At 72.2% G+C, this 24,929-nt stretch carries 25 protein-coding genes; 21 read left to right on the forward strand and 4 right to left on the reverse strand.

Translation table 11 applies throughout. The features are described from left to right. Positions 1–272 precede the first annotated feature (272 nt). The 3 genes from DEJ50_RS29960 to DEJ50_RS29975 all read left to right on the forward strand — a co-directional run bounded on the left by DEJ50_RS29960 (position 273) and on the right by DEJ50_RS29975 (position 2,582). The gene (locus DEJ50_RS29960) at positions 273–548 is read left to right on the forward strand and encodes a hypothetical protein (RefSeq protein WP_150211190.1); all 276 of its coding nucleotides are present in this window, start codon (positions 273–275) and stop codon (positions 546–548) included. Positions 549–655: 107 nt separating this feature from the next. Then, positions 656–808: a hypothetical protein gene (locus DEJ50_RS29965; protein ID WP_223837961.1), complete on the forward strand. Its 153-nt coding sequence runs from the start codon at positions 656–658 to the stop codon at positions 806–808. Positions 809–1,109: 301 nt separating this feature from the next. Further along, a complete protein-coding gene (locus DEJ50_RS29975; protein ID WP_150211192.1) occupies positions 1,110–2,582 on the forward strand; it encodes a sialidase family protein in 1,473 nt (490 codons plus the stop codon). Between the two features lie 73 nt (positions 2,583–2,655). Here DEJ50_RS29975 and DEJ50_RS29980 read toward each other — a convergent pair whose 3' ends face one another. After that, positions 2,656–2,853, reverse strand: a complete 198-nt coding sequence (locus tag DEJ50_RS29980; RefSeq protein ID WP_150211193.1) for a hypothetical protein — start codon at positions 2,851–2,853, stop codon at positions 2,656–2,658. A 358-nt stretch (positions 2,854–3,211) separates the two neighbouring features. Between DEJ50_RS29980 and DEJ50_RS29985 the strand changes: the two genes are divergently transcribed. Together DEJ50_RS29985 and DEJ50_RS29990 are read left to right on the forward strand one after the other, a co-directional pair. Beyond that, entirely contained in the window at positions 3,212–3,697 is a 486-nt protein-coding gene (locus DEJ50_RS29985) for a hypothetical protein (protein ID WP_150211194.1), read from the forward strand. A gap of 229 nt (positions 3,698–3,926) precedes the next feature. Beyond that, on the forward strand, positions 3,927–4,142 hold the full coding sequence (locus DEJ50_RS29990; protein ID WP_150211195.1) for a DUF1272 domain-containing protein: 216 nt from the start codon (positions 3,927–3,929) through the stop codon (positions 4,140–4,142). A gap of 89 nt (positions 4,143–4,231) precedes the next feature. On the opposite strand, the gene DEJ50_RS29995 is transcribed toward DEJ50_RS29990, so the two are convergent. After that, a complete protein-coding gene (locus DEJ50_RS29995) occupies positions 4,232–4,993 on the reverse strand; it encodes a class I SAM-dependent methyltransferase (RefSeq protein ID WP_150211196.1) in 762 nt (253 codons plus the stop codon). Positions 4,994–5,243: 250 nt separating this feature from the next. On the opposite strand from DEJ50_RS29995, the gene DEJ50_RS30000 reads away from it, so the two are divergent. From DEJ50_RS30000 to DEJ50_RS30015, 4 genes are all read left to right on the forward strand, one after another. Further along, a complete protein-coding gene (locus DEJ50_RS30000; protein WP_150211197.1) occupies positions 5,244–5,423 on the forward strand; it encodes a hypothetical protein in 180 nt (59 codons plus the stop codon). A 245-nt stretch (positions 5,424–5,668) separates the two neighbouring features. After that, a complete protein-coding gene (locus DEJ50_RS30005) occupies positions 5,669–6,355 on the forward strand; it encodes a response regulator transcription factor (protein WP_411757697.1) in 687 nt (228 codons plus the stop codon). 165 nt (positions 6,356–6,520) lie between these two features. After that, positions 6,521–7,204: a DUF4255 domain-containing protein gene (locus tag DEJ50_RS30010; protein WP_150211198.1), complete on the forward strand. Its 684-nt coding sequence runs from the start codon at positions 6,521–6,523 to the stop codon at positions 7,202–7,204. Next, positions 7,201–9,243: an ATP-binding protein gene (locus DEJ50_RS30015; RefSeq protein ID WP_150211199.1), complete on the forward strand. Its 2,043-nt coding sequence runs from the start codon at positions 7,201–7,203 to the stop codon at positions 9,241–9,243. The genes DEJ50_RS30010 and DEJ50_RS30015 overlap by 4 nt, the downstream gene beginning before the upstream one ends. A 111-nt stretch (positions 9,244–9,354) precedes the next feature. On the opposite strand, the gene DEJ50_RS30020 is transcribed toward DEJ50_RS30015, so the two are convergent. Beyond that, positions 9,355–10,854, reverse strand: coding sequence for an RICIN domain-containing protein (locus tag DEJ50_RS30020; protein WP_150211200.1), 1,500 nt, complete (start codon positions 10,852–10,854; stop codon positions 9,355–9,357). Between the two features lie 223 nt (positions 10,855–11,077). Between DEJ50_RS30020 and DEJ50_RS30025 the strand changes: the two genes are divergently transcribed. The 4 genes from DEJ50_RS30025 to DEJ50_RS34155 all read left to right on the forward strand — a co-directional run bounded on the left by DEJ50_RS30025 (position 11,078) and on the right by DEJ50_RS34155 (position 13,863). Further along, a complete protein-coding gene (locus tag DEJ50_RS30025; RefSeq protein WP_150211201.1) occupies positions 11,078–12,670 on the forward strand; it encodes a phage tail sheath subtilisin-like domain-containing protein in 1,593 nt (530 codons plus the stop codon). Between the two features lie 97 nt (positions 12,671–12,767). Next, positions 12,768–13,211, forward strand: a complete 444-nt coding sequence (locus tag DEJ50_RS30030; protein ID WP_150211202.1) for a phage tail protein — start codon at positions 12,768–12,770, stop codon at positions 13,209–13,211. After that, positions 13,211–13,708 (forward strand): hypothetical protein, encoded by a 498-nt coding sequence (locus tag DEJ50_RS30035; protein WP_150211203.1) that lies wholly within the window; start codon positions 13,211–13,213, stop codon positions 13,706–13,708. Before DEJ50_RS30030 ends, DEJ50_RS30035 begins: the two co-directional genes overlap by 1 nt. Then, positions 13,705–13,863 carry a DUF6760 family protein gene (locus DEJ50_RS34155; protein ID WP_190344765.1) on the forward strand — a complete coding sequence of 53 codons (159 nt, stop codon included), beginning with the start codon at positions 13,705–13,707 and terminating at the stop codon, positions 13,861–13,863. Before DEJ50_RS30035 ends, DEJ50_RS34155 begins: the two co-directional genes overlap by 4 nt. Before the next feature lie 741 nt (positions 13,864–14,604). On the opposite strand, the gene DEJ50_RS34160 is transcribed toward DEJ50_RS34155, so the two are convergent. Next, complete coding sequence (locus tag DEJ50_RS34160; protein ID WP_190344767.1) at positions 14,605–14,787, reverse strand: hypothetical protein; 183 nt, start codon at positions 14,785–14,787, stop codon at positions 14,605–14,607. Between the two features lie 1,909 nt (positions 14,788–16,696). Here DEJ50_RS34160 and DEJ50_RS30045 point away from each other — a divergent pair. The 8 genes from DEJ50_RS30045 to DEJ50_RS30080 all read left to right on the forward strand — a co-directional run bounded on the left by DEJ50_RS30045 (position 16,697) and on the right by DEJ50_RS30080 (position 24,789). Further along, the gene (locus DEJ50_RS30045; RefSeq protein ID WP_150211204.1) at positions 16,697–17,164 is read left to right on the forward strand and encodes an extensin; all 468 of its coding nucleotides are present in this window, start codon (positions 16,697–16,699) and stop codon (positions 17,162–17,164) included. A gap of 72 nt (positions 17,165–17,236) precedes the next feature. After that, positions 17,237–17,662, forward strand: a complete 426-nt coding sequence (locus tag DEJ50_RS30050; RefSeq protein WP_150211205.1) for a phage tail protein — start codon at positions 17,237–17,239, stop codon at positions 17,660–17,662. 14 nt (positions 17,663–17,676) lie between these two features. After that, on the forward strand, positions 17,677–18,438 hold the full coding sequence (locus DEJ50_RS30055) for a LysM peptidoglycan-binding domain-containing protein (RefSeq protein WP_150211206.1): 762 nt from the start codon (positions 17,677–17,679) through the stop codon (positions 18,436–18,438). Beyond that, positions 18,438–20,342, forward strand: coding sequence for a VgrG-related protein (locus DEJ50_RS30060; RefSeq protein WP_150211207.1), 1,905 nt, complete (start codon positions 18,438–18,440; stop codon positions 20,340–20,342). Before DEJ50_RS30055 ends, DEJ50_RS30060 begins: the two co-directional genes overlap by 1 nt. Positions 20,343–20,400: 58 nt before the next feature. Then, entirely contained in the window at positions 20,401–20,841 is a 441-nt protein-coding gene (locus tag DEJ50_RS30065; RefSeq protein WP_150211208.1) for a GPW/gp25 family protein, read from the forward strand. After that, positions 20,841–22,799, forward strand: coding sequence for a putative baseplate assembly protein (locus DEJ50_RS30070; RefSeq protein WP_150211209.1), 1,959 nt, complete (start codon positions 20,841–20,843; stop codon positions 22,797–22,799). The genes DEJ50_RS30065 and DEJ50_RS30070 overlap by 1 nt, the downstream gene beginning before the upstream one ends. Further along, positions 22,796–23,353 carry a phage tail protein gene (locus tag DEJ50_RS30075; RefSeq protein WP_150211210.1) on the forward strand — a complete coding sequence of 186 codons (558 nt, stop codon included), beginning with the start codon at positions 22,796–22,798 and terminating at the stop codon, positions 23,351–23,353. Before DEJ50_RS30070 ends, DEJ50_RS30075 begins: the two co-directional genes overlap by 4 nt. 2 nt (positions 23,354–23,355) lie before the next feature. Beyond that, entirely contained in the window at positions 23,356–24,789 is a 1,434-nt protein-coding gene (locus DEJ50_RS30080; protein WP_150211211.1) for a zinc ribbon domain-containing protein, read from the forward strand. The last annotated feature ends 140 nt before the right edge of the window (positions 24,790–24,929 follow it).

Genomic DNA, 24,929 nt, shown 5'->3' on the forward strand with positions numbered 1-24,929 from the left:
GGCCATGGACGTGGCACCGCGTGCGAACGTCCCCGGGGACAACGACGTTCCTCCCCAAAGGTTGCGAAGCGGACTCCACCCGGGGTGCCCAGGACGGCCGGGGGAAAGGATGCGACGCTGGAGTGAGGGGCCCGCGAGTGGAGGTCCGGGTGCGGCTGTGAGCCCGCCGGCCGGGGCACCACTCACCGAGCGTCGCCAGACGGCCTTACCCGCGTGGATCCGGCCCGTCGGGACCGGGACCGCGTGATCAACCCGGAAGGCAGGTGCGTCCCATGCGCACGTCGACCCGTATCGCCGGCGCCCTTGCCGGCCTGACCCTCACCCTCGGTGGTGCGGTCCTCGCCGCTCCCACGGTCCGGGCGGACATCCCCGCCTGCACGCAGATGGCCGAACTGGCCGGTGCCACCGACTCCGGCGCCGTCTCAGCGGCCTGTAGCCGTGGCGTGGTCGGAGACCTGCAGAGTTGTGTGTCCGGGCTGACCGGGGCCGGAGTGGCGGGCGGCGCCGCGACCGGTGCCTGCCGGGCGGCGGCCCACGAACCGCGGTAGAAGGCCGAACGAAGGCGCCTGATGCCTGAGAGGAGAAGGAAGTCATGCGCATCCGAAGAGTCCGTAGAATTCTGGGTCTCGCCCTGGCTGCGGGAACCCTTGCCGGCATGAGCGCCGTCGGCGCTGTCAGCGCCGGCGCCGCCTCGTCTCCGAGCATCTCCAGCGAGGACTGCACGGCCGCCGGCGGACAGATCGTTTCACGTCCCTACTCCGGCGAGTCCTGCGCGCTGCCCGACGGGACCACCCAGAGGATCACTTGACCACCAACCCGTCTGAGCCAAGGCCGACCCCGCCGTAACAGCACGACTCGACCAAGGAGCCGACCGGCACTCCACGCCGGTCGGCTCCTTGGTCGTGCGCTCCTCGACGCCCCCCGTGCTCCTCGACGACCCCCGGGGATGACTCCGTCGTTCGGCCCATCAAGGGCACCGGCTGCCACGCCGAAAACAACCCGGCGGAGTCTTCGCCCCACCCTCGCGTTCCGGTACGCCTCCGCGCCTCAGGCCGCTCCGATGACGGCTGTCCCGCACCCCGGCCGAGAGGCCCGGAGGAGATTCCCGCATGCGCGTCTGCCTGCCTCTGACCGCCGTCACCACCGCCGCGCTCCTGCTCGTCACCGTCACCGGCACGACTCCCGCCGCAGCAGACCTGAACCCCGACGGCACACCCCTGGTCAAGGTGTCCCAGGGCGACCCGTACGCGGACTGCACCATCGGAGCGAGGTCTCCCGACAGCGTCGTCTACCCGGGCACCGAGGTGGAGCCGTACCTGTCCGTCGATCCGCGCGACCCCAATCGCGTGGTCACCGTGTTCCAGCAGGATCGCTGGAACGACGGTGGCGCCCGTGGCCTGGTGGCCGGCTGGACCACGGACGGCCACACCTTCCGCCAGAGCACGCTGCCGTTCAGCCTGTGCGCCCCCGGCGGCGCGGACTTCGAACGGGCCTCCGACCCCTGGGTGAGCACCGGACCGGACGGCACCGTCTACGCCGGCGGGGTGGGCGTCGACTTCACGAAGAGCACGCGCAGCGGCCTCCTGGCAGTCACGTCCCGTGACGGCGGCCGTACTTGGCGGAACCTCACCACCACGCACCTCGACGAGCAGCCGTTCTTCAACGACAAGCCCTCACTCACCGCCGACCCGATCCGCAAGGGCACCGCCTACCAGGTCTGGAACCGCCTCGACAACGACCCACCCGGCGTCAGCTCCCTCGACGGTCCCGGCTACATCTCCCTCACCCGCGACGGCGGCCGTACCTGGAGCAAGGCCCGGCCGTTCGTCGAGACCGGCAGCGTGCCCAACACCCAGACCATCGGCCATCTGATCGTCGCCGACCCGCGCACCGGCATCCTGTACGACTTCTTCGACCGGATCACCCACTCCGACGACCTGAGCACCGTTGTCGAAGCCCGCTATGAGGTGGTCACCTCGACCGATGCCGGACAGACCTGGAGCGCCCCGGTCGTGGTGGCCCGGGACACCTCCGTACCGGAGGTCGATCCGAACGACCCCGCCAAACTGCTGCGCGCCGCGGCCACCCTGCCGAGCCCGGCCGTCGACCCCGAGACGGGCACGCTGTACATGGCCTACGAGGGCTCGGACTTCTCCGGTGGACGGTTCGACTCCGTCCAGCTCGTACGGTCCACCGACGGCGGACGCACCTGGGGGACCCCGGAGCTGATCAGCCCCGAGGGCGTTCCGGCCTTCTCACCGTCGATCGCGGTCACCGAGGGGGGCACGGTCGCGCTCACTTACTATGATCTGCGTTTTCTCGAGCCCGGCAACACCACAACCCTCCCCACCGCCTACCAACTGGCCACACTGCCGCACGGAGACCCGAGGCTCCGGACCGAACGACAGATCTCGCGGGTCTTCGACTGGCTGCAGGCGCCGTTCGCCGGCGGCTACTTCCTTGGCGATTACCAAGGCCTGGTGGCAGACGGCAAGGGCGTACGGGCGGTGCTCACCAAGGCCCACTCCGGCGCACCACAGAACCGTACGGACGTGTACACCGGCGGTTTCCGCACCGGCTGACCGGCTGACCGGCTGACCGGCACGGACGCCACCGGTCGCCCCGCAGCACATGGCTGCGGGGCGCCGTGTGGGGTTAGTCGACCTGCTCGCCGTCGTACATCCCGCCCTTGCAGGTGTTGGTCGTCAGATCGGCCGTTCCGCCGCCCTGCTGACATTCAGAGGGGGTGACGACGGATGGGGCACCCTGTGCGGTGGCGGCGCCTGCGAGGCCGACTCCGGCCGAGAGGGCTGCCGTGGCGAAGACAGCGACGAAGATTCGTCGAATACGCATGTGGTTTCCCTTTCACGGATTGCGGCGGTTGGGGCACTAGCCAGCTTGATCTTCACCCATGTGGGTGGCACGTCATGTTGCGCCATTCGGGTGAAAGTCTCAGACCGCCGCCCAGGCTGGAGGCCCGCAAGAGCTGCGATGCAGTTGGGCGACGAGTAGATCCGGCATGAGCAGCGCCGGTGGTGTACCGGCGGCGCCGCCTCGCGGACGGGCGGCGAGCCTGGGTGCCGAGAAGTCGGTTGTTCCATCGTGTTGATCATGGATACCTTCCGTGGCCCACCGCGATGGCGAGGCGGCTCATGACTGACACCGCGACGCCGAGCACCAGGAGACGGTCCACGGAAGAGGAACGCATCGCATGACCCTGGACATCGAGATCCGCGACGCCGTGCCCGAAGACGCCCGCTTCGTGGAGGACGCCGTACTCGGTCTCCTCCATGAACTCGCCGGGACGCCCAAGGAGGTCACCGGCCTCCGTGCCGCCTTCGCACGGCTCACCGACAGCGGCGACCCCGACTGCGGCGCGCTGGTCGCCATGGCACCCGCCGACCGCGACGCACCCGCCGTCGTGGACCTTCTGACCTGGTCACGACAGACCGCACTCCGGGTGGGCGGCGACTACTTCCTGATCCAGGAACTGTGGACCCACCCGGCCTGGCGCTCCCTCGACATCGCGGCCCGCCTCATGGTCACCCTGCGCAAGCGTGCCCGCGCGGCCGGACTGCCCCGCATCGAGGTCGGCCTCCCCGGGCCTTCCTTCCCGGCCTTCGCACGCACCGAGGCGTACTACCTCCGCGAGGGCTTCCGGGAGATCGGCCCCCGCATGACCATGGACGTGCCCTGATGCTCGAGTACACCGCGGTTTCCGACCGGGAGTTCAGCGTCCCGTGGACGCTCGACCGGTCCGGCCGCAGCAACCCCTCGCGGCGGCTACTGCTTCTGCAGTGGCCGGATCGTACGCAGGGCTGTCCCTGCCGACACTGTCAGGCCAAGATCGTTGTTCCGAGAATGGCACTTGCCTTCGGCCGGTGCTGACGCCGGGGCAACGGATACTTGAACCTCTCAGGAGAGCCATGGCACTGGAGATGCGCGACCGCTGCGAACGATGTGAAACGGTGCTGCCGCAGGTCTCGCCGGCCCGCATATGCTCCTACGAGTGCACGTTCTGCGTGTCCTGCAGCGACGCCATGCGGGACACATGCCCCAACTGCGGGGGTGAACTTGTCGTCCGCCCTCGCCGCGCGCCGGCGCCCGCCGCCGAGCAGACGATCAGCCACGCGGGTCAGTAATCGTGGAACGGGCCGCCCGGTGTGGCCGTTGCGCCAGATCGCGGCGGTGAGGTCCAACAGGGTCTCGCGCCCGTCGGCCGTGGCCCCGGTCAGGGCGAAAATGGTGGTACCTCGACGACGAAGAACAAGAAGCAGGGCTTGGTCGAAAGATCCTGGAAGTCGTCGGGGAACAGTTGACGGGCGGCCGGGTCGGGCTGCGGCTCGCTGATGAGGGAAAGACGGAAGCCCGCGGTGGCGAAGGCATCGGTCATCGCGTGCAATGGCCTGCGCCAGAACCTCATCGGGACGGACTGCCCGCCGAATGTCCAGTCGAAGGTATAGCTGGTGGTCGCGAAATAGTCGGCCCGAGGATCCTGGATCGTGTACGCCACGAAAGGGTGATCCACCGATGCGAGCAGCCGCCCCCCGGGCCTGAGCACTCGCCGCAACTCGGCCAGCGTGGGTCCCCAGTCTTCCAGGTAGTGGAGCACCAGCGACGCGACCACGTCGTCGAACACGCCGTCGGCGAACGGCAGGGGGTCTCTCAGGTCGGCCACGTGCAGGTCCGCGTTGTCTCCGAGCCGGCGCCTGGCCAACGCCACCATCTCCACACTTGTATCGATGCCGGTGACGACTGCACCGCGATCGCGCAATGCTGCGGTCAGAGGGCCCGATCCGCAACCGGCATCCAAGATCTGACGGCCGACCACGTCTCCGGCGAGGGCCAGCATCGCGGGTCGCTCGTAGTGCGCGTTCACGAGGTTGTTCTCGTTCTCCGCCGCGTACGCACCGGCGAAGCTGTCGTAGTCGTTCGCCTGGGCCAGATGTCCAGGCTGGTCGAAACCCTCGGGCACGTCGGTTAAGTGTTCCATCGTCGCAGCCTAGTAGTCACATGATCCACTGAGCAGGCCCGCGCCACCGTGTCCTACGTGTACGACGCGGCGGGCGAGCGCGTGGTCAAGAGGGGCGAAAGCCTGTCGCTGTACCCCAACCGGAACTACAGCGAGCGTGACGGCATCGGCTTCAGGCACGTCTTCATCGGCGAGACCCGCCTGACGACCAAGACCGTCGCCAGCGGAGTCGAGAACGACCGGTCGTTCTACCGCCGCGAGCGCCGTCGACGTGAAAGAGAATCAGCCCGTCTTTTCGGGCGACCCCACCTCGATCATGTTCGGTATTCGCCTCTATCAGGCATACGGAGAAGCGGGCCTGACGGCCGAGAAGCTCACCATGGAGATCAGGAACCACTTCGAGGAGCTGAGGAAAGCCGGGCTGATCGAGGACCGCCCACGCCCGAGCTAGCGGTCGTCATCGACCACGAGGATCCGGGGGTTGTGGTTCAACGTGCATGCCGTCCGCCTCGCACGCCGCCCTTCCAGGTAAGCCATTCGTAAGGGAGAGACGCCTACCGGGGCGGACCTCCCTGGACGACGATGGTCCAGACCGGATCTGGTCGGGGCGGCAGAATGCCACGCCCTACGCACCGCACACGCGGACTTCGCGCTCGGGACGGCGCCGCGCCATGACACGGGAGGAACGATTTGAGCATCGCGACCGAGAGCAGGAGCACGGGTGTGCTCGGGGTCACGGACGGCAAAGCGGCGGATCCCGACCAGCGGATACGGGTCGTCGTCCACGCGGCTGACCCGATCTCCCGCGCGGGCGTGGTCTGCCAGCTGCGGCAGCACCCGTTGATAGACCTCCGCGACGAGAGTGAGAGTGCTCCCGGGGCCGTGGCGGTCCTGATCGGAGACACGCTGGACGAGACCATGTTCACGTGGCTGCGCCGGGTGGTGCGCGGCGAAGGGGCCCGTCCCGTCCTCATCGTGAGCGCCTTGCGGGAGGCCGAACTCCTCGACGTGATCGAGTGCGGCGTCGGGGCCGTCGTCTGGCGCCGCGAGGCCACCGAGCAGCGTCTGCTCCAGGCCGTGCTCGCGGCCGAGCGGGGCGACGGAGACCTCCCCGCAGATCTGCTCGGGCGTCTGATGAGCCAGGTGGGAACTCTCCACCGGTCCGCCGTCGGAGGCATCGGCGTGCCGGTGACGGGGCTTACGGCACGCGAGGCGGATGTCCTGAGACTCGTCGCCGAGGGGCTGGACACTGCGGAGATCGCGGCCAAGTTGTGCTATTCGGAACGCACGGTGAAGAACGTGATGCACGGGTTGACCACCCGTCTGTACCTGCGCAACCGTGCCCATGCCGTGGCCTATGCCCTGCGCGAGGGCTACATCTGACCTCAAGGGCAACGGCCCAGGGCCGCCCGGACGACGAAGTCGGCCCCCCGAGCTGTCCGCCGAGTGCTTGCGGGCAGGTCCCGGTGACGAGAAGGATCGGCAGCGCCGGTCCGGAGACCGCGGCACACGGCACCTCGACACCTCAGGCAAGGCGGGAGCACGACGATGATCCACGAGGTGGACGAAGTCCTCGAAAGGCTGCTGAACGGCGGCGCGCTGGCCGGGTCCGGCATCGAGGTCTCGTTCGAGGCCCCGACCCGCGACTGGGCCGCCAGACGCAACACCACGGCCGTCAACGCCTACCTGTACGACATCCGCGAGGAAGTGAACCGGCGCCAGCGCGGCACCGTCCCGGTAAAGGACGACCGGGGGGCCGTACTGAAGCGCCGTCAGCCGCCCCGCTGGTTCCGGCTCTCCTATCTGGTCACGGCATGGACGAAGCAGCCCAAGGACGAACACCGGCTGCTCTCCGCCGTACTGGCCACGCTGCTGCCCCGCGAGCTGCTGCCCGCCGAAGAGCTTCCGGGCTCGCTGCGCGCGCTGGGACTGTCCGTGCCGCTCACCGTCGCCGGGATCCATACCGAATCGCGCTCCCTGGCCGAGATATGGTCCGCGCTCGGCGGTGAACTCAAGCCCTCCCTGGACGTGGTCGTGATCGCCCCGTTCCCCGCGTTCCCCGAATACGACGCCGGGCCCCCGGTCACGGAGGGCGCCGCGGTGCGCGTACGCGCCATCGACGGCAGCCTGGAGGACTCACGCCTGCGGCACCACCGGCCGCAGGACGTGGCGGCGGCGCTCGCGGCAGCCCAGGCCGCCGCCGCCCCGGGCACGGAGGCACCGCGGCGATGATCCCGTCCCCCTCCGCACCGGCTCACGCCACGGCCGAGCCCCACCCCGTACCCGACGAGGCCCACGCACTGCCGGAGCGGCTGGCCCGCCTCCGCGACCGGGTGGCCCAACTGGTCGACGAGCGCAGCGCCACCGATCCCACCGCCACCGACCCGCTGCGCGGCCTGTACCTCTCGGGAGACGCCGTACGGCACCTCTTGGACACCGGCGCACCGGACCCCTCCCCCCTCCATGACGAGCTGACGACGCCGGCGGCGGCCGGGGAAGACCGGCTGGCGCGCCTCGCGGACCGGCACGGGCTCACCGAGTTGGACGCGGGACTGCTCCTGATCGCCCTCGCGCCCGACGTCGACCGCACCTTCGAGCCGTTGTACGGCTACCTGAACGACGACGTCAGCCGGCGCCGCGCCACCACCGGGCTCGCTCTCGACCTGTGCGGGCTTCCCGTGCACCTGGCGTGGGCCCGGGCCAGGTTCCATCCGTCGGCGCCGCTGTCCGCACTCGGCCTGATCCAGGTCGAGGAGCCCGAACGCCCCTTCCTCAGCCGCACGCTGCGCGTCCCCGACCGGCTGACCGCCCATCTCCTCGGCGACGACGGCCCGGACGCCGCGCTCAACGGGCGGCTGCTTCCGCTCGCGGCGCCCGCGGGACCGCACGACGAGGAGTTCACCCGCCGGCTCGCCGAGCGGCTACGCCTCACCGCCGCCCCGCTCGGCACCGACACGACCACCGTCTACCTGCGCGAACACCGCGAGGGCGACGGGCCGGCCGTCGTTGCGGCGGCCCTGCGGGCGGCAGGTCTCGACGCCCTGCACGTCACGGCCGCCGACGGCGACCTGCCCGTCCCGGAACTCCTGCGCGAAACCCGGCTGCGCGGCTGTCCGCTCGTCGTGTCACAGCTCCCGGCGGAACCGGGCCCGGTGATCCGGGCCCTGTCCACGGCCGACGTCCACGTGGTGTTCATCGGCGACCGCGCCTATGACTCCCGGTGGAGCGACCGGGACCCGCTGGTCCTGGAGGCGCCCCGGCTGCAGGCGGGAGCCACGGCGGCATGGGCGGCAGCGTTCGGAGAGGCGCCGGAGTTCGACCTGGCGGCGACCGTGGCCCCGTACCGCCTCGGCGGCGACCAGATCCTCCGCGCCGCGCGCGCCGCACGCGAACTCGCCGCGTTCGACGGCACCCCGACGACCGCCGCCCATCTGCGGCTGGCCGCCCGCCAGCAGTCCGCCTCCGGTCTGGAGCGCCATGCCCGCCGGATCCGGCCCGACGTCGGCTGGGAGGACCTTGTCCTGCCGGACAAACCCCTGGTCCAGCTGCGGGAACTCGCCCTGCGTGCCCGCCACCGCGACCGGGTCCTCGGCGAGTGGCGGCTCAGCGCCGGCGGTGGCCGGGGCCGGGGTGTCCTGGGTCTGTTCGCCGGCGGATCCGGTACCGGTAAGACACTGTCTGCGGAGGTCGTCGCCGCCGAACTCGGCCTCGACCTCTACGTCGTCCAGCTCTCCTCGGTCGTCGACAAGTACGTGGGCGAGACCGAGAAGAATCTGGAGCGGATCTTCTCCGAGGCCGACCAGACCGACGCCGTGCTCCTGTTCGACGAGGCCGACGCCGTCTTCGGCAAGCGCTCCGAGGTCAAGGACGCGCACGACCGCTACGCCAACATGGAGAGCGCCTACCTGCTCCAGCGCCTGGAGTCCTTCGACGGCATCGCCCTGCTCACCACCAACCTGCGGGCCAATATCGACGAGGCCTTCACCCGGCGGCTGGACCTGGTGATCGACTTCCCGTTCCCGGACGCGCAGCAGCGCCTCGCGCTGTGGCAGCACAGCCTCGTCCGCGTCCCCTGCGCGCAGGACACCGACCCGGCCGAGTGCGCCCGGGAGTTCGAGCTGGCCGGCGGGTCGATCCGCAGCGCCGTGGTCACCGCCGCGTACGCCGCCGCAGGGCGCGGCGAACCGGTCACCACGGCCGACCTGCTGGAGGGGGCCCGCCGCGAGTACCGCAAGGCGGGCCGCCTGGTGCCGGGGGAGGGCGCCTGGTAGAGGTGCGGAGAGGGCCGCAGGTCCCAGCCGCTCCCGTCCCCGCCCGGACACAGCCTGAAGGCCCGCATGGGATGCGGGCCTTCAGGCTGTGTCCGGGGAGCAGCCGGCTTCTCAGGGTTTCACGACCTGCCAGTTCGCCCCGGCGGGGTTGATGATCTGCCACTTCTGGTCCGCGCGTTCGAAGCACCCCTGGATGGAGAGCCTGCCGGGGCTGGTGCCCGGGCTGGGGCCGGAGGCGTCCAGGCACGCGTGGTTGCTGGAGAAGTTGCGGATCGCGTAGGTGTCGCCGTCCCGCTTCTCCAGCCACCACAGCTGGTTGTCGGCGGTGCTGCCGTTGCAGCCGTAGGTGGACACCGCGGTGGTGGTTGGCTTGGCACCCAGACCCGGCAGGTCCAGGCAGAGCGTGCCCCTGGTGTTGTGGATCTGGTAGAGGACCGCGCCGCCGGGGCCCAGGGTCGTGTGCACCGGTTCCAGGTTCCATCGCTGGTTGTCCTTGGGGTCCGGGTTGCAGGTGCCCGCGTTGGCGGGAGCGCCCCGTGCGGGCTCCTCGGTTCCCGGGACGTCGACGCACTTCCTGGCGGTCGGCGTCCTCAGCAGGATGTTGTTCACGGCCCGCGGCGCGGGCTTCCCGGGCTGCGGCTGGGCCGCCGGGGGCTTCACGCCGCCGCCTCCGGCGCCTCCGCCTCCTCCTCCGCCTCCTCCGCCTCCTCCGCCGTCAGGCCGGCCGCCGGAGTCCTCGGGCGCGAGGGGCGGCGTCGGCGCCGCGGCCGGGGGGGAGGCCTCGGGTGTGCCCGGTGTCGTGGCTGCGCTCGCACTGGGCGCCGGGAGCGTGGTCGCGCCGGCTTCCTGGAGCTGTTCCACGGCCGCGCTGCGGACCTGGGGCTTGTACGCGATCCAGAGCATCACGAAGGTGATGGTGAGGGCGAGCAGAACGCCGAAGAACGTGGCGAGCCAGCCGGGCAGGAACCCGCGCTGGATGTACTTGCCTTCGACGTCGAGCGGCGCCACCCCCGACCGCTGCACGGCCAGCGTGTACGGCCGCTGCTGCTTCGACCCGAACCAGATGACCGCGCGCGGTTTGAGCGTCGTCTTCACGAACGCGGCGCGGCCGGGCTCGATCTGGACGTTGCTCGGCTGGATCTCGTACGACAGCTCGTCGCCGTTGTCACTGCCGCTGATGGACGCCGTGAGGCTGGTGTTGCCGATGTTGTCGATGGCGAGCGTGGGGCGCCCGCGGAAGCGGCCCTTGACGGTGGGCGGCACCAGCTCCGCGCGGATCTCGCTGAACGGGGTGATCGTGAGGTTGCCCTCGGGGACGGTCACCGCCTCCGGGTGCTCGGTCGGCGTGATGCGTACGGCGTACGGGTTCGGGCCGGCCGTCGCGTCGGATGTACGGGGCGGCGCGATGGTCAGCTCCACCGTTCCCGTGGTTCCCGGATACAGGCGGATGGTGGCCGGCTCCATGGTCGTCCACGGTGCGAGGGCGCCGACCGGCTCGAAGCGGTACTCGTCGACGACATCACCCGTGTTGCGCAGCCGCAGCCGAACGGTGGTGGTGCCGCCCGGATCCACGGTCGCGGAGGCAGGCTCCAAAGAGGTCCAAAGGCTCACCCCACGAAGCTACGACGGCACCCCGGAGCCGGTGAGAGGCCCCGGGGCAGCCTTCACTGCCCGAACGGGCACCGGCGTCGGCTTCGTGGGCAGCGCGGGTTCGTCGGGCTGCCCATCCGGGCAACCGTGCTGCCCTCGAACAGGTACCGGAGGACGTTCCGCCGGATCGGTGGACGGCTGAAGGTGGATGTCATCCCGTCTCGTACCCCGAGGAGAGCAGAGCATGCCGTCCTACCTGTCGCCGGGCGTATACGTCGAGGAGGTGGCCAGCGGCTCCCGCCCCATCGAAGGGGTGGGCACCTCGGTGGCCGCCTTCGTGGGTCTCGCACCGACCGGTCCGCTCAACGAGCCGACGCTGGTTACCAACTGGACCCAGTACGTCACGTCCTTCGGTGACTTCACCGAGGGCTACTACCTGGCGCACAGCGTCTACGGCTTCTTCAACAACGGCGGCTCGGCCGCCTATGTCGTCCGCGTCGGCGGCGCCCCCGGCGGTGCCGCCGTTGAGTCCGCTTCCCCCGCCGCGGTGCAGGGCACCACGCCGCCGGCCGCGCTGCCGGCCGGTGAGCCGCTGCAGCTCGGCACCTTCACGGTGGTGGCGGCGGCGCCCGGTTCGCTGAGCGTCGAGGTCGCCGACCCGGAGGGCGAGGGCCCCGCCGAGCGGTTCAAGCTGATCGTCAAGGACGGCTCCAAGGTCGCCGAGACCTTCGACGTGACCGCCAAGAAGGGCAGCCGCAACTACGTCGTCACGCAGGTCAAGGAGCACTCCAAGCTCATCAGCGTGCAGGAGGCGGCCCCCGCCGGCCAGCTGGCGCGACCCGAGAACCAGACCGTCGCGCTGGTGGCCCCGGCCCCCGCGCAGACCCCCGCGCCCGCCACCCCGGCCGGGTCGGACGTCGTATCCCACCCCGGCCCCGCCCAGTACCTCGGCGACTCGGCCGACCGCACCGGCTTCGGCGGCCTGGAGGCCGTGGACGAGGTCTCGATGGTCGCCGTCCCCGACCTCATGTCCGCCTACCAGCGCGGCGCGATCGACCTGGAGTCGGTCAAGGCGGTGCAGCTCGGCCTGATCGCGCACTGCGAGCTGATGGGCGACCGCGTCGCCATCATCGACCCGCCGCCCGGTCTGAACGCCCGCCGGATCCGTGTCTGGCGACAGGAGACCGCGGGCTACGACTCCAAGTACGCGGCGCTGTACTACCCCTGGATCAAGGCCTTCGACCCGGCGAGCGGCCAGTCCCGAATGGTCCCGCCGAGCGGTCACGTCGCCGGGATCTGGGCGCGCAACGACGCCGAGCGCGGCGTGCACAAGGCGCCCGCCAACGAGGTCGTACGAGGCGCCGTGGACCTGGAGATGCAGATCACCCGCGGTGAGCAGGGCCTGCTCAACCCCATCGGCGTCAACTGCATCCGGGCCTTCCCGGGTCGCGGCATCCGCATCTGGGGCGCCCGCACCCTGTCCTCCGACCCGGCCTGGCGCTACCTGAACGTGCGCCGCTACTTCAACTACCTGGAGGAGTCGATCCTGATCGGCACCCAGTGGGTGGTGTTCGAGCCGAACGACCACAACCTGTGGGCCCGGATCCGGCGCAATGTCTCGGCGTTCCTGGTCAACGAGTGGCGCAACGGTGCCCTGTTCGGTGCCCGGCCCGAAGAGGCGTACTACGTCAAGTGTGACGAGGAGACCAATCCGCCGGAGTCGGTCGACCTCGGACGGGTCATCTGCGAGATCGGCATCGCGCCGGTCAAGCCCGCCGAGTTCGTGATCTTCCGCCTCGCCCAGTTCTCCAGTGGGAGTGGGGAACTGGAGGAGTAGTCACGAGACGGTGGCGGGCCGCGCCCCCCCGTGCGCGGCCCGCCACCCCCCGCTTTCCCGTACGCAGTAAAGACCCTTGTGGAAGGACACAGCACAGATGAGTCTCCAGCCGGGTGACGCCCTCACCTCACACAATTTCGGCCTCCAGATCGACGGCGTGATGGTCGAGTACCTCGCCGAGGTCAGCGGCCTCAGCCTTGAGCAGGACGTGATCGAGTACCAGCAGGTCTCCTCGCAGGGCAAGGCCGTCACGAAGAAGCTGCCCGGCGTGAAGAAGGCCGGGACCTGCACCGTCGTCCGCGGAATGACGCAGTCGAGCGCCTTCAACCAGTGGATCAACGAGTCGGTCACCGGCAACATGGGCACGGCGCGCAAGAACGCCACCATCATGGTGATGGACTACCAGGACAACCCGGTCAAGCGGTACAACATGCGCAACGCCTGGTGCAGCAAGGTCGACACGAGCACGGTGAAGGCCGGCGAGGCCGCCGCGCTCACCGAGACCGTGACCATCACGTTCGAAGAACTGGTCATCGAATAATGCGTCGTACGGCTGCCAGGGCGGGGGCTGGGGCGGGCGCGGTCGCCGATGCCTCCGCGGAGGCCGTCGCGTCGATGCCGGGAACCGCGGCCGGTGCCGCCGCTCCCACCGCGCCGACGGCCCAGCGGATGGTCACGGAGTTCGCCTTCGAACTGCCCCGCGGATACGTCGACGAATCCGGCACCGTTCACCGGGACGGGATCATGCGGCTCGCGACGGCCCGCGACGAGCTGATCCCGATGCGGGACATGCGGGTGCAGGAGAACCCCGCCTACCTGTCGGTGGTCCTGCTCGGCAGGGTGATCACCCGGCTGGGCACGCTGCCGCTGGTGCACGACGGGGTGGTGGAGAACATGTTCGCCTCCGACCTCGCGTTCCTGCAGGACTTCTACCGGCAGATCAACGCCGAAGGGCACACCCGGGCGGGAGTCACCTGCCCGCACTGTGAACAACAGTTCGAAGTCGAACTCGGCGGGAGCCGCCTGGGGGAATCGTGACGTACGCGGCCGACCGACTGCACGAGGAGATCGCGTACGTCGCCTACCACTTCCACTGGAGCCTGGAGGAGATCCTGGACATCGAACACCGTGATCGCCGACGGTTCACCGAGCAGATCGCCAGGCTCGTGACGCGTGCCGCGGCGGAGGGGTGACGGCATGGGACTCCTTGGCAGGCTGACGGGTGGCCCGAAGGGTGGCCGGGCACGGCAGGCGGCCACGGCGGAACCGGTTTCCGGCGCGGGTACGCCGACGTCCGCGGCGGCTCCGCCGCGGGCCCGGGAGGCCGGGTGGTCCGCGCTGCCGCCGATCCAGCGCGTGACCTCCGGCCCGACCGGGTCGGTCGCGGACGCCGGTTTCGGCGGGCGCCTGACCACGTGGCAGGACCCGTCCTTCCGCGGGACCTTGGCCCACGCCGTGCTCGACGGTGCGCCGGGCGGCCTCGTCACGGGCTTGCTCGCCGTGCCGGCGAATCCCGGCTCCGGGCTCGAACTGCCGTCACTCACCCTGCCCGTCGTGCCGTACCGCGAGACGGATGAACACGCCCCGGGCGCACTGCCGGTGCAGCGGGCCGCCACCCTTCCGGGTCCGGCGTTCCGCCCGGCGGGCGTCGGGGTGAGCCCGGTCAAGGCCCCGTCCGCGCGCCCGTCCGCGCTCACCCGCTCCCAGCGCCCGCCCGCGGTTCAGCGGCGGACACTACCGGCAGCGCCGACGACCCCGTCCCCGGCCCTGTCCCCGGCCTCGGCCCCGGCCTCGGCCCCGGCCTCGGCCCCGGCCTCGGTTCCGTCCCCGGCTCCGGTTCCGGCCTCGGTTCCGTCCCTGGCTCCGGTTCCGGCCTCGGTTCCGGCTCCGGCCTCGGCTCCGGCTCTGGCTCCGGTTCCGGTTCCGGCCTCGGTTCAGGCCCGGGCCTCGGCCACGGCTCCGGTTCCGGTTCCGGTTCCGGTTCCGGCTCCGGCCTCGGCTCCGGCCCCAGCCTCGGCTTCGGCTTCGGCTCCGGCCTCGGTTCCGGCTCCGGCCTCGCGGCACTCGGGCGCGGAGCGGAACACGGAGCCGTCGGGTGGTGCCCCGCGCCTGGCCACTGCCTCGGCTCCTGCTCCGACCCCTGCCGTTGCCTCTGCTCCGGCTCCGGCTGCTGTGGCATCCGCGTCCCCGGACGGCCGGGCGCCGGGCCGGGCGGCGCCCGTACAGCGGAGCGCCCCTACGGGTGTACGGCCCGCCACGGCTGCGCCCGTGGTTCCCGCGCCGAGTCCGCGCGGGGGCTCTTCCGGTGCTCCGCACCCGCTCCCGGAGTTCGGCGTGTCCGAGCCCGGGCACACGCCGTCCGCCGTTCAGCGGCGTGCCGCCGACGCGGCGCAGCAGCCGGGCGCGGGCAAGCCGGTGTCCGCCGGCCCGGCCCCGGCCGCAGGGCGGACTCCGACCGGTCCCGGGGTTCGGGCGTCCGGCTCGGGCCTCGGTGTCCCGCGGTCCGTGCCCCTGGGCGGTCCGTCGGCGGCTGAGGCGAGGCCGGTCCAGCGGAGTTCGTCGGAGAGCGTGGGGCGGACCCCGGCCGCGTCGGGTGCTGCCGTGCCGTTGGGTACGCCGTCGGCTGCCGAGCCGAAGCGGGTCCAGCGGAGTACGGCCTCGGCCGGCCCCGTTGCCCCGGCGTCCGGTCCGTCCGTGCCGCAGGGTGGCTCGTCGGCTCGTGAGGTGAAGCCGGTCCAGCGGAGTTCGTCCGAGGGCGTCCCTCGGACCCCTGGCTCATCCGGTTCGGATGCTGGCCCTGTGCGTCCGGAGCCGAACGGGCATGTGTCCGCGCCCCTGAGTACGCCGTCGTCCGGTGAAGTGAGGCCGGTTCAGCGGACGGCTTCCGGCGGCGCGGGGCGGACCCCGGCTTTGCCGACGGCCGCGGCTCCCGTGCCCGCTTCCGGTCCGGTCGGAGTTCCCTCCGCCGGCCCGCGCCCGCTTCAGGCTCCCGACAGGTCGAGCCAGTCGGGAGCGGCCGTTCCGCTGTCCATCCCGACCAGTGGCCCGGTGTCTCCCGCCGGGAGCACGCCGTCGGCCGGGCCGGCGGCCCCCGTTCAGCGCAGCACTCCCGGCCGGCCGCGGCGAACGGGACTCGGCAAGCCGATATCCGCCGGACCCGTTCCTGCTCCAGCCCCGTATGCGGCCGTGCCCGCTGCTCCCGCGTCGTCCCCTGCCCGGCCTGCCGGCGCTCATCCGTCCCCGACCACGCCGTCGGCCGGTCAGGCGACGCCGGTCCAGCGGCACACCGCCGACACGGCACGGCAGCCGGACCTCGGCTCGCCGGTGCCCTCAGCCGGCCTGCCCGGGCTGCCCTCGGCGGGCGCACCCCGGTCGGCGGCATCCGCGGACATCGGGACCCTCACGGGCGGCGCCGGGACGCCGGCTCGGACACCCGGGCCGCCGCGCGGGCAGGGCCATGCCGTTCAGCGTGCCGCCGCAGCTCCCGACGCCCGCCCCGCTCCCGGCGCCCCGGGCGCTCGGGGCATTCCCGCGGGTTCCGCGCCGGGTGCGGCCGGGCGGCCGACGGCTGCCCGTGCGGGCACGGCCTCGGCCCCGCCGGCCCCGCCCGCCCCTCTTCCCGTACGGGCGCTCGCTCCCGCACGTGCCCTCACCTCCGCCTCCCCGTCCCTGCCGCCGGCCGTTCCCGCCCGGCAGCATCCGCAGGCCCGGGCGGCCGTGCCGCTGCGCCGCGGTCCTTCCGCACCGCCCGTACAGCGCGCCCCGGCGGCGACGGGGCGGCCCGCCCCGATGTCACCACTGGCGGGGCCGGCCACTTCCGTCGCGCCGGGGGCCCGGCCTGCCGGGCCCGGCAGGCCGAACACCCCGCCGGTCGCGCCGGGCGTATGGGCGCATCCCGCGCGAGGGCTCCCGGTGCAGCGTCTCTCCGCGCCCGGTCCGTCGTCGGGGAGCGGGGCCGCCACCCCGCTCCCCGCCGGCTCGGCAGTGCGAGCCGGGGACGCTCCCGGGGCGCGGCCGGGTGCCGGGGTGACCGGCGCCGGCGGCCATCTCCCCGGCCCGGTACAGGGCTCCCCGCTGCCCATCGGCACGCAGACGGCGCAGCCCGCCCCCACTGTCCTGCCGGTGCAGCGGTTCCCCGCCACGCCTCCGCTGCCGCTACCGCCGCCTCCCGTGGTCCGTACCGCGCCGGCGCCGCCCCCGGTGCCGCCCCCGGTGCCCCGCACCGTGCAGCGCGCCCCCGAGCCCAAGACGCCACAACTCCGGTCGCAGTCACCACCACAACCGAGGGAGCAGCGGCCGCAGCACGACCCCGACCCCGCACCGTCGCGGGCGCACCCCCGCGTGACCGACGGCGCGTTCAGTCCCCGTTCCCTCACCGACTTCCAGCTCGACGAGTTGGCGCACCGGCTGATCGGCCGGATCACACGTCAACTCCGCACCGAACTCCGGCTCGACAGGGAGCGCGTCGGAAGGCTCCGCGACCCGCGCAACTGATCCGACGCACAGGCCGGCCACCCCGCAGGCCCGGCTCCACCGACCCGGCACCGCCGCAGAAAGGCCCATCCGATGCCCCGCGATCTCGACCCGGGCTCCACCATCTTCTTCACCCTCACCATCGACGGCGAAAGCCTCGGCTTCTTCAACGGGTGTGAGGGGCTCTCCTCCACGGTGGAGATCGAGCAGCGCCACGAGGGCGGCAACAACGGGTTCGTCTGGCAGCTGCCGTCCCGGGTGACCTTCTCCACCATCCGGCTGACCCGGCCCCTGACCCCGGACACCGCCAAGGTCGCGGCCTGGATCTCCTCCGTGACCACGGGCGTCACCCGGCCCACCGCCCAGATCGCCGCGCTGCGCGCGGACGGCTCCGAGGTGGCCCGCTGGGGGCTGATCGACGTGCTGCCCGTCAGCTGGCAGGGGCCCACCCTCGACCCGGCGAGCCCGAGCGTCGCGACAGAGGTCCTGGAGATCACGCACCACGGATTCACGGACTGAGAGGACGGCAGCACATGGCAGGCAACGGAGGACGAGGTGGCGGCGGTGGCGGTGGCCGCAAGGGCGGTGGCGCGGGCAAGAGCCTGGTGCGCGCCTCGCTGGCCGTTCACGAGCCGCCGATCGGCCAGAGCACCACACCGGGCGCGCTGATGAAGACGTTCACCTTCGCGTTCAACCCGTCTCAGCTCGCCCTCAGCCGGCGTGCGCAGTGGAAGACCACGCCCACCGCCGCGGTCCGCGACGGCGCCGTCCCGGAGTTCATGGGGCCCGAGCCCCGCGAGATGACGGTGGAGATCTTCTTGGACTCCTCCGGTGTGCCGGGCAGCAACTCGGTGATGAAGAAGGTGGAGGCCCTGTTCTCCTGCTGCGAGGTGACCACGAAGAGCATCGCGGCCAAGCAGCCCTCCACCCCCTGGGTCGTGTTCCAGTGGGGGGCCTTCTCGACGGCGCGCTTCACGGCCTACGTCTCGTCCGTCGACGCCGCCTACTCGCTGTTCAGCACGACGGGCGTCCCGATCCGGGCCACCTGCCAGGTGCGGCTGCACGAGATCCCGAGCAAGACCAAGGGGCAGAACCCGACGTCCGGCGCGCTGACCGCGCAGAGCGTGCACCGCGTCGTCGCGGGCGACACCCTGCAGTCGCTGGCATGGCGGGAGTACGGCGACGCGAACGCGTGGCGGGCCATCGCCGAGGCCAACGGCATCGACGACCCGTCCGGGCTGCGGACCGGCACGGAAGTGGTGCTTCCGGCGGCCGAGGAAGTGGGTGGTCACTGATGGTGCAGGCGTCCTTCTCCAACGTCGTCCACGTCTCGATCGGCGGCGGCAAGCTCCCCGACCACATCGCCGACGACCTCGTCGACGCCTGGGTCGACCTCGGAGCCGGCGTCCCCGGCGCGTTCCGGCTCACCTTCCGCGACCCGCACGGGCTGCTGCTCGGCGAGCTGAAGGTGAAGTTCGGCACCAAGGTGGTCGTGTCGCCCGTGTCGGCAGGCAAGGGCGCGGGTTCGCCGCTGCTCACCGGCGAGGTCACCGGCATGGAGACCGACTACGACGGCAACGGCACGTTCACCGTGATCCGCGGCTACGACCTGGGCCACCGGCTGATGCGGCAGCGCAGGGTCGCCGCGTACCGCAACCAGACCGCCGCCGACATCGTCCGCAAGCTGGCCGCGCAGAGCGGCATTCCGATCGGCAAGGTCCAGCCCACCAAGACGGTCTACGAGTTCATCAGCCAGTCGAACGTCACCGACTGGGACTTCCTCTCCCGGCTCGCCGACGAGAACGGGATGGTGATGTCGCTGGACTCCAAGGGCATGTTCCGGTTCGTCGTGCCGGTACCGGCCGCCGGCGCGCCGGCGCCGAGCACCGAGGGCGAGAAGAGCCCGTTCGTGCTGCACGCAGGCCAGGACGTGCTGCGCTGCCGGGCCGCCGTCACCTCCGCGGACCAGATCGGCAAGGTCGAGTCGCGCGGCTGGGACGTCGCCACGAAGCGGGCGCTCACCGCGCTGGCGCCCGCGACCACCACCCGGGCCGTCGCCATCGGCACCACCCCGGGCCAGGCGGCATCGGCGTTCAAGCCGGGCAAGCTGGTGGAGACCGAGACTCCGTACGGCCGCCAGTCCGAGGTCAAGTACGCCGCCGACGCGCTCGCCGACGACATCACCTCCTCCTTCGCCGAGCTGGAGGTCACGGTGCGCGGCAATCCGAAGCTGCGCCCCGGCGTGCCGGTCACGCTCCGGGACGTGGGCACCCCGTTCGAGGGCAAGTACACGGTCACCGCGGCACGGCACGTCTTCGGCGACGACAGCCACTACCAGACCTGGGTGACCGTCAGCGGCCGGCAGTGGCGCTCCCTGTACGGCCTTGCCTCCGGCGGGGGCGGCGGGGCCGCGCCGAGGCTGCCGAGCGTGGCCAACGCGCTGGTCACCGACGTACAGGACCCGCTGAAGCAGGGCCGGGTCAAGCTGCGGTTCCCGTGGCTGGACGCGACGTACGTCAGCGACTGGACCCGTACCGTGCAGATGGGCGGCAAGGCGGGGGGCGGGATCTTCCCCCTGGACGTCGACGACGAGGTGCTGGTGGCCTTCGACCGGGGGGCCCTGGACCACCCCTTCGTCATCGGCGGCCTGTACAACGGCCGGGACAAGCCGACCCCCGTCGCCGACGTTCCGCTGCACGACGGACTGCGGAAGAAGGCGATCCGGCACACGCTGTCCGACCGGGACGGCAACCGGGTGGACCTGCTCAGCCAGACGACCGGGGCGCGCAAGCAAGGCGTGCGCATCGCCACCGGCAACGACCGGCTCACCATCAACCTCGACCGGACCAAGACCGAGATCACGGTGGACAGCAAGGGGTCCGTCTCCATCACGGGCAGCCGCTCGGTGTCGGTGGAGGCGGGCATGGACCTCACGCTGAGCGCCGGCCGGGCCCTGACCATCAAGAGCGGCGGTCCCCTCACCATGCAGGGCCGCGGGATGGTCAGCCTCCGGTCGCTCGGCGGCGCCGTCAACGTGGACGCGCTGGGCGCCCTCAGCCTCAAGGCGGCGGGCGCGGCAACGGTCACCGCGGGCGGGACGGTCCAGGTCAACGCCGTTGCGAACGTGGGCATTCGGGCAGCTTCGCTCCTCCTCCAGGGCGTGGTGCTGGTCAACAACAAGCCGTATCCGATCCCGTGACGGCCGCGAAGTCCGTCAACAGCAGGAACGCGAGTGGAAGAAGGAGGGTGGTCTGCTGATGGCCGAGCAGTTCGTCGGGTCCGGCTGGGCGTTCCCCCTGCGCATCGGACCGACCGGTGGCATCGCCCTGGTCAGCGGAGAGCGGGAGATCGAGGAGGCCATCCAGCTGGTCCTGGCGACCGCGCCGGGCGAGCGGCCGATGCGGCCCGAATTCGGCTGCGCCATCCACGACCTGGTCTTCGCGCCGGTCAACGAGGCCACCGCGGGCCGTATCCAGCACGAGGTGTACCTCAGCCTCGACCGCTGGGAGCCCCGGATCGAGGTGACGGACGTCGAGGTGACCTCGGGCTCCGAGCAGGGCGTGCTGTTCATCGACATCCGCTACGCGATCCGCGGCACCAACAACCCGCGCAGCCTTGTCTTCCCCTTCTACGTGATCCCCTCCCACGACGGGCCCGGCGACGGCGGCTCCGGCAACTCATCGGAAAGCGAACGCTGATGGCCCTTCCCTCCCCGAACCTCGACGACCGCCGCTTCCAGCAGTTCGTCGACGACGCCAAGCGCTACATCCAGCAGCGCGCACCCGAGTGGACCGACCACAACGTCTCCGACCCGGGCGTCACCCTCGTGGAGACGGTCGCGCACATGGCCGATCAGATCGTCTACCGGCTGAACCGGGTGCCGGAGAAGAACCACCTGGCCTTCCTCGACCTGGCGGGCATCACGCTGTTCCCACCGTCGGCGGCCCGTACGGACGTGACGTTCTGGCTCTCCGGGCCACAGGAGGAGCCGGTGGTGCTGCCCGCCGGCACCGAGGTCGCCACCACGCGGACCGAGAGCGAGGAGCCGGTCGTCTTCGCCACCGAGTACGAACTCTCCGTCGTTCCCGCCGAGTTGCTCCATCTCGTGCTGCAGCGCCACGGGGAACCCGTCGCCGACGTGACCGCCGACCTCGCCGAGGGCAAGGACGTGATGTGCTTCGCCGAGGCCCCCAAGCCCGGCGACAGCATGCTGCTCGGGCTCAGCGCGGCCCTGCCCCACTGCGCGGTCGCGCTCGTGCTGGACAGCCGTGTCGACGGTGTCGGCGTCGACCCGAGGCAGCCGCCGCTCGTGTGGGAGGCGTGGACCGAGGACGGCTGGGTTCCCTGCGAGGTCGACCGGGACGGCACCGGCGGGCTCAACCGGCCGGGCGAGGCCGTGCTGCACGTCCCCGGCGGGCACACGCTCTCGCGCACCGGCGGGCGGCAGGCCGGCTGGCTGCGCTGCCGGGTCACCGAACCACTGCCCGGCCAGCCCTTCTACGCCACCTCTCCGACCGTGCGCTCCGCCGAGGCTTTCACCATCGGCGGTACCACCGGCGTCGTACACGCCGAAACCGTGTACGACGAACCCCTCGGCGAATCCACCGGCCTGCCCGGCCAGCGGCTGCGGCTGGCGCACGCGCCCGTGGCGGCCGGCGACCCGCCGATGCTGCTCCAGACCGCCGAGGACGACGGCTGGCGGGACTGGGCAGTCGTCCCCCACTTCGCCGCCTCCGGCCCGCACGACCGGCACGTCACCCTCGACGCCACCTCCGGGGAGGTCGCCTTCGGTCCCGCGGTCCGGGAGCCGGACGGCACCCTGCGGCAGTACGGGGCGGTACCCCCGCAGGGCGCGGTCATCCGGGCGAGCCGCTACCGCATCGGCGGTGGCCGCGCCGGGAACGTGGCCCGCGGCGCGGTGCGGGTGCTGCGCAACTCCGTCCCGTACGTCTCCGAGGTCGTCAACCGCGAGGCGGCACGCGGCGGGGTCGACGGCGAGACGGTGGAGGAGGCCAAGGCCCGGGCGCCGATTACCCTGCGCGCCCAGGAACGTGCGGTGACCCTGCGCGACTACGAGGAACTGGCGCGCCGCGCCGCCCCCGAGACGGCACGGATCGCCTGCCAGGAGGGCGAGGAGAGCGAGCACGGTGCGTACGCGGTACGGGTGCTGGTGGTCCCGCAGGCGGTGTCGGACCCGGGCGGGCGGCTGCGCTTCGAGCAACTGGTCCCCGGTGACCCACTGTTGCGGCGCATCACCCGCCATCTGGACGAGCGCAGGCTCATCGGGACGCGGCTGGCGGTGGGCCCGCCCTTCTACCAGGGCGTGACCGTCGTCGCCACCGTGCACGCCTTCCGCGGCGTGGACGCCGACCTGGTGCGGCAGAAGGCGCACGATGCCCTCTACCGCCACCTCGACCCGCTGACCGGCGGCGCCGACGGCACGGGCTGGCCGTTCGGCCGCCGGGTCCAGGCGGGCGAGATCTTCGCCGTGCTGCAGCGCGTGGCCGGCGTGGAGCTGGTCGACGAGGTCTGGCTGCACCCGGCGGACCCGCTGACCGGAAAGCGCGGCGAGGCCACGGACCGGATCGACCTCGAACCGTCGGCCCTGGTGTTCTCCTTCGACCACCGGGTGCGTGTGATCGGAGACGAGGCATGAGCGGGAGGGGATCCATCGACGGGCTGGGGTCCTCCGCCCCGCTCGGCGCGATGCTGCCCGCCGTCTTCGCCGAAGACGACCTGGCGCAGCGCTTCGTCGCCGGGCTGGACGAGGTGCTCGCCCCGATCCTGAACGTCCTGGACTGCCTGGACTCGTACTTCACTCCGGCACTGGCCCCGGTGGACTTCACCCGCTGGCTCGCCGGCTGGGTCGGCGCGGAGACCGACGGCACGGAACCGGAGGACCGGCTGCGCGCGGCCGTCGCCGCCGCCGCGTACCTGCACCGCGTACGGGGAACCAGGCGCGGCCTGGCGGAGGCGATACGGCTGACCTTCGGCGTGGAACCGGAGATCACCGAGAGCGGAGGCGCCGGCTGGAGCGCCCGGCCGCTCGGCCCGGTCCCCGGCGAACGCCGCCCGCGACTGGACGTCACGCTGCGGCTGCCCGCGCCGACCCCCGCGGACGAACACCGGCTCGACAGCCTCGTGGCGGCGGCCCGCCCCGCCCACATGCCCTACACGGTCAAGGTGACCGCCGCGGAAAGGAACCCCTAGAGATGACCAGCCAGACCCCCGCCGCCGGCCCCCGGAGGGACGGCACCGCAAGCTGCCCCCTGTGCGCCACTCCGGCGGAACCCGGCCAGTCCTTCTGCGACTCCTGCGGCGCCGTCCTCAGCTGGGCCGACCACGCGGACACGCGTGCCGAGGCGGCCGGCCCGGCCCGCGCCGGGGGCGGCCGGGCGTCCGGTGCGGGAACCGGTCCCGCCACGGCAGCCGCGGGGCATGCCCGTCACGGTGACGGCGGTGCGGGGCCCGCCGACCGGGGCGGTGACCGGTCCGGGCCGCAGACCGCGCCCGAGGCGGCGGACTCGGCCCGCGCGCCGATCCCCCGGCAGGCCACGGGGCCGCGGGACGACTCCGGTGGCGCGAGCACGCCCCGCTCCGCCCCGACCGGGTCCGAGCCCGCCGGGCAAGGCGCCCCCGAGCCGGACAGGGGCCGCACGGAGGCAACCGAGCCCGTCTCGACCGCGCTGGACGACGCCGCCCCCACCGCACGCGTGCCCGCCGCCCCCGCCGCCCCGGACGACGCGGCTGCCCGCGCCAGGTCCCTGCTCGTGCCGGTCGCCGATCCCGGACTCCGGGAGGCGGCGGCGCCCTCCATAGCGCCTGTACTGCCGGGCCGCCCGATCGCGGACCGCCCGCAGGTCCGCGCCCCGGGCCGGGAGTCCGGCACCGAGGGCGGCGTGCCCTGTCCCTGGTGCGCCACGCCCAACCGGCTCGACCGGCACTTCTGCGTGGTGTGCGCCATGCCGCTGTCCGGCGGCCCCGCGGCCCCCGCCGCCCGCCGCCCCTGGTGGCGGCGCGTCCTGGACTTCCGCAACCGGGAGACGCCGTGGGCCGGCGAGCGGCCACGCCTGCGGCGCGGCTTCGGGTACCTCATGACCTGGGTGCTCTGGGCCCTGGCGCTGGCCCTGGTGATCACCGCCATCGTCAAAGCCGACAACGCCTACAACGCCGTCCGCGACCACTTCGCCAAGCGCACCCCGGTCGGGCCGGACTCCGTCGAGGCCTCGCGGTTCTACCCGGGCCACGAGTCCCAGCTCGCCTTCGACAAGCTGAACAACACGTGGTGGGGCCCCGGGGTCAACCAGTCCGGCGCGGGGGAGTGGATCGAGGCCCGCTTCGACCGGCCCACCCGGCTGCTCGACGTCATCATCACGCCGGGCACCTCCACCCGCGCCGACAAGCTCTCCCAGTCGGCCCTGCCGCACCGCATCGAGGCCCTGATCACCACCGCCGACGGCAAGACGTCCAGCCGCTTCCTCACCCTCGACCAGGGCGCGGGGGGCCAGAGCCGTGCGTTCCGCGTCGGCGAGGTCACCGCCGTGCGCTTCATCCTGCGCTCGGCCTACAGGGCAGCGCCCGACAAGCAAGTCGCCATCGCCGAGATCGAGTTCTTCGGCCCGTCCAACAGCAACCGCACGCAGTAGCGCTCGGTCAGGGGGGAGACACCCGTGCGGACACAGCAACAACCGGGGAACGGACGTACCGGTGACTCCCGGCAGCCCCCTCACGTGCCACTCCCCACCCGGCAGCCCGCCGGCAGCGCCGATTCCCACGCTCTGCTCGC

Origin of the sequence: Streptomyces venezuelae (assembly GCF_008642295.1) — a bacterium.
Lineage (GTDB): Bacteria > Actinomycetota > Actinomycetes > Streptomycetales > Streptomycetaceae > Streptomyces > Streptomyces venezuelae_C.

Excerpts from the sequence above, each read along its gene's own strand:
- DEJ50_RS30035 (WP_150211203.1), top strand. The coding sequence starts at position 13,211 with ATGCGTCGTACGGCTGCCAGGGCGGGGGCTGGGGCGGGCGCGGTCGCC.
- DEJ50_RS30075 (WP_150211210.1), top strand. The coding sequence starts at position 22,796 with ATGAGCGGGAGGGGATCCATCGACGGGCTGGGGTCCTCCGCCCCGCTC.
- DEJ50_RS29975 (WP_150211192.1), top strand. The coding sequence starts at position 1,110 with ATGCGCGTCTGCCTGCCTCTGACCGCCGTCACCACCGCCGCGCTCCTG.
- DEJ50_RS30065 (WP_150211208.1), top strand. The coding sequence starts at position 20,401 with ATGGCCGAGCAGTTCGTCGGGTCCGGCTGGGCGTTCCCCCTGCGCATC.
- DEJ50_RS30010 (WP_150211198.1), top strand. The coding sequence starts at position 6,521 with ATGATCCACGAGGTGGACGAAGTCCTCGAAAGGCTGCTGAACGGCGGC.
- DEJ50_RS30015 (WP_150211199.1), top strand. The coding sequence starts at position 7,201 with ATGATCCCGTCCCCCTCCGCACCGGCTCACGCCACGGCCGAGCCCCAC.
- DEJ50_RS29985 (WP_150211194.1), top strand. The coding sequence starts at position 3,212 with ATGACCCTGGACATCGAGATCCGCGACGCCGTGCCCGAAGACGCCCGC.
- DEJ50_RS30060 (WP_150211207.1), top strand. The coding sequence starts at position 18,438 with ATGGTGCAGGCGTCCTTCTCCAACGTCGTCCACGTCTCGATCGGCGGC.
- DEJ50_RS29995 (WP_150211196.1), bottom strand. The coding sequence starts at position 4,993 with ATGGAACACTTAACCGACGTGCCCGAGGGTTTCGACCAGCCTGGACAT.
- DEJ50_RS30025 (WP_150211201.1), top strand. The coding sequence starts at position 11,078 with ATGCCGTCCTACCTGTCGCCGGGCGTATACGTCGAGGAGGTGGCCAGC.
- DEJ50_RS30070 (WP_150211209.1), top strand. The coding sequence starts at position 20,841 with ATGGCCCTTCCCTCCCCGAACCTCGACGACCGCCGCTTCCAGCAGTTC.
- DEJ50_RS29960 (WP_150211190.1), top strand. The coding sequence starts at position 273 with ATGCGCACGTCGACCCGTATCGCCGGCGCCCTTGCCGGCCTGACCCTC.
- DEJ50_RS30030 (WP_150211202.1), top strand. The coding sequence starts at position 12,768 with ATGAGTCTCCAGCCGGGTGACGCCCTCACCTCACACAATTTCGGCCTC.
- DEJ50_RS30080 (WP_150211211.1), top strand. The coding sequence starts at position 23,356 with ATGACCAGCCAGACCCCCGCCGCCGGCCCCCGGAGGGACGGCACCGCA.
- DEJ50_RS29990 (WP_150211195.1), top strand. The coding sequence starts at position 3,927 with ATGGCACTGGAGATGCGCGACCGCTGCGAACGATGTGAAACGGTGCTG.
- DEJ50_RS30050 (WP_150211205.1), top strand. The coding sequence starts at position 17,237 with ATGCCCCGCGATCTCGACCCGGGCTCCACCATCTTCTTCACCCTCACC.
- DEJ50_RS30055 (WP_150211206.1), top strand. The coding sequence starts at position 17,677 with ATGGCAGGCAACGGAGGACGAGGTGGCGGCGGTGGCGGTGGCCGCAAG.
- DEJ50_RS29980 (WP_150211193.1), bottom strand. The coding sequence starts at position 2,853 with ATGCGTATTCGACGAATCTTCGTCGCTGTCTTCGCCACGGCAGCCCTC.
- DEJ50_RS29965 (WP_223837961.1), top strand. The coding sequence starts at position 656 with ATGAGCGCCGTCGGCGCTGTCAGCGCCGGCGCCGCCTCGTCTCCGAGC.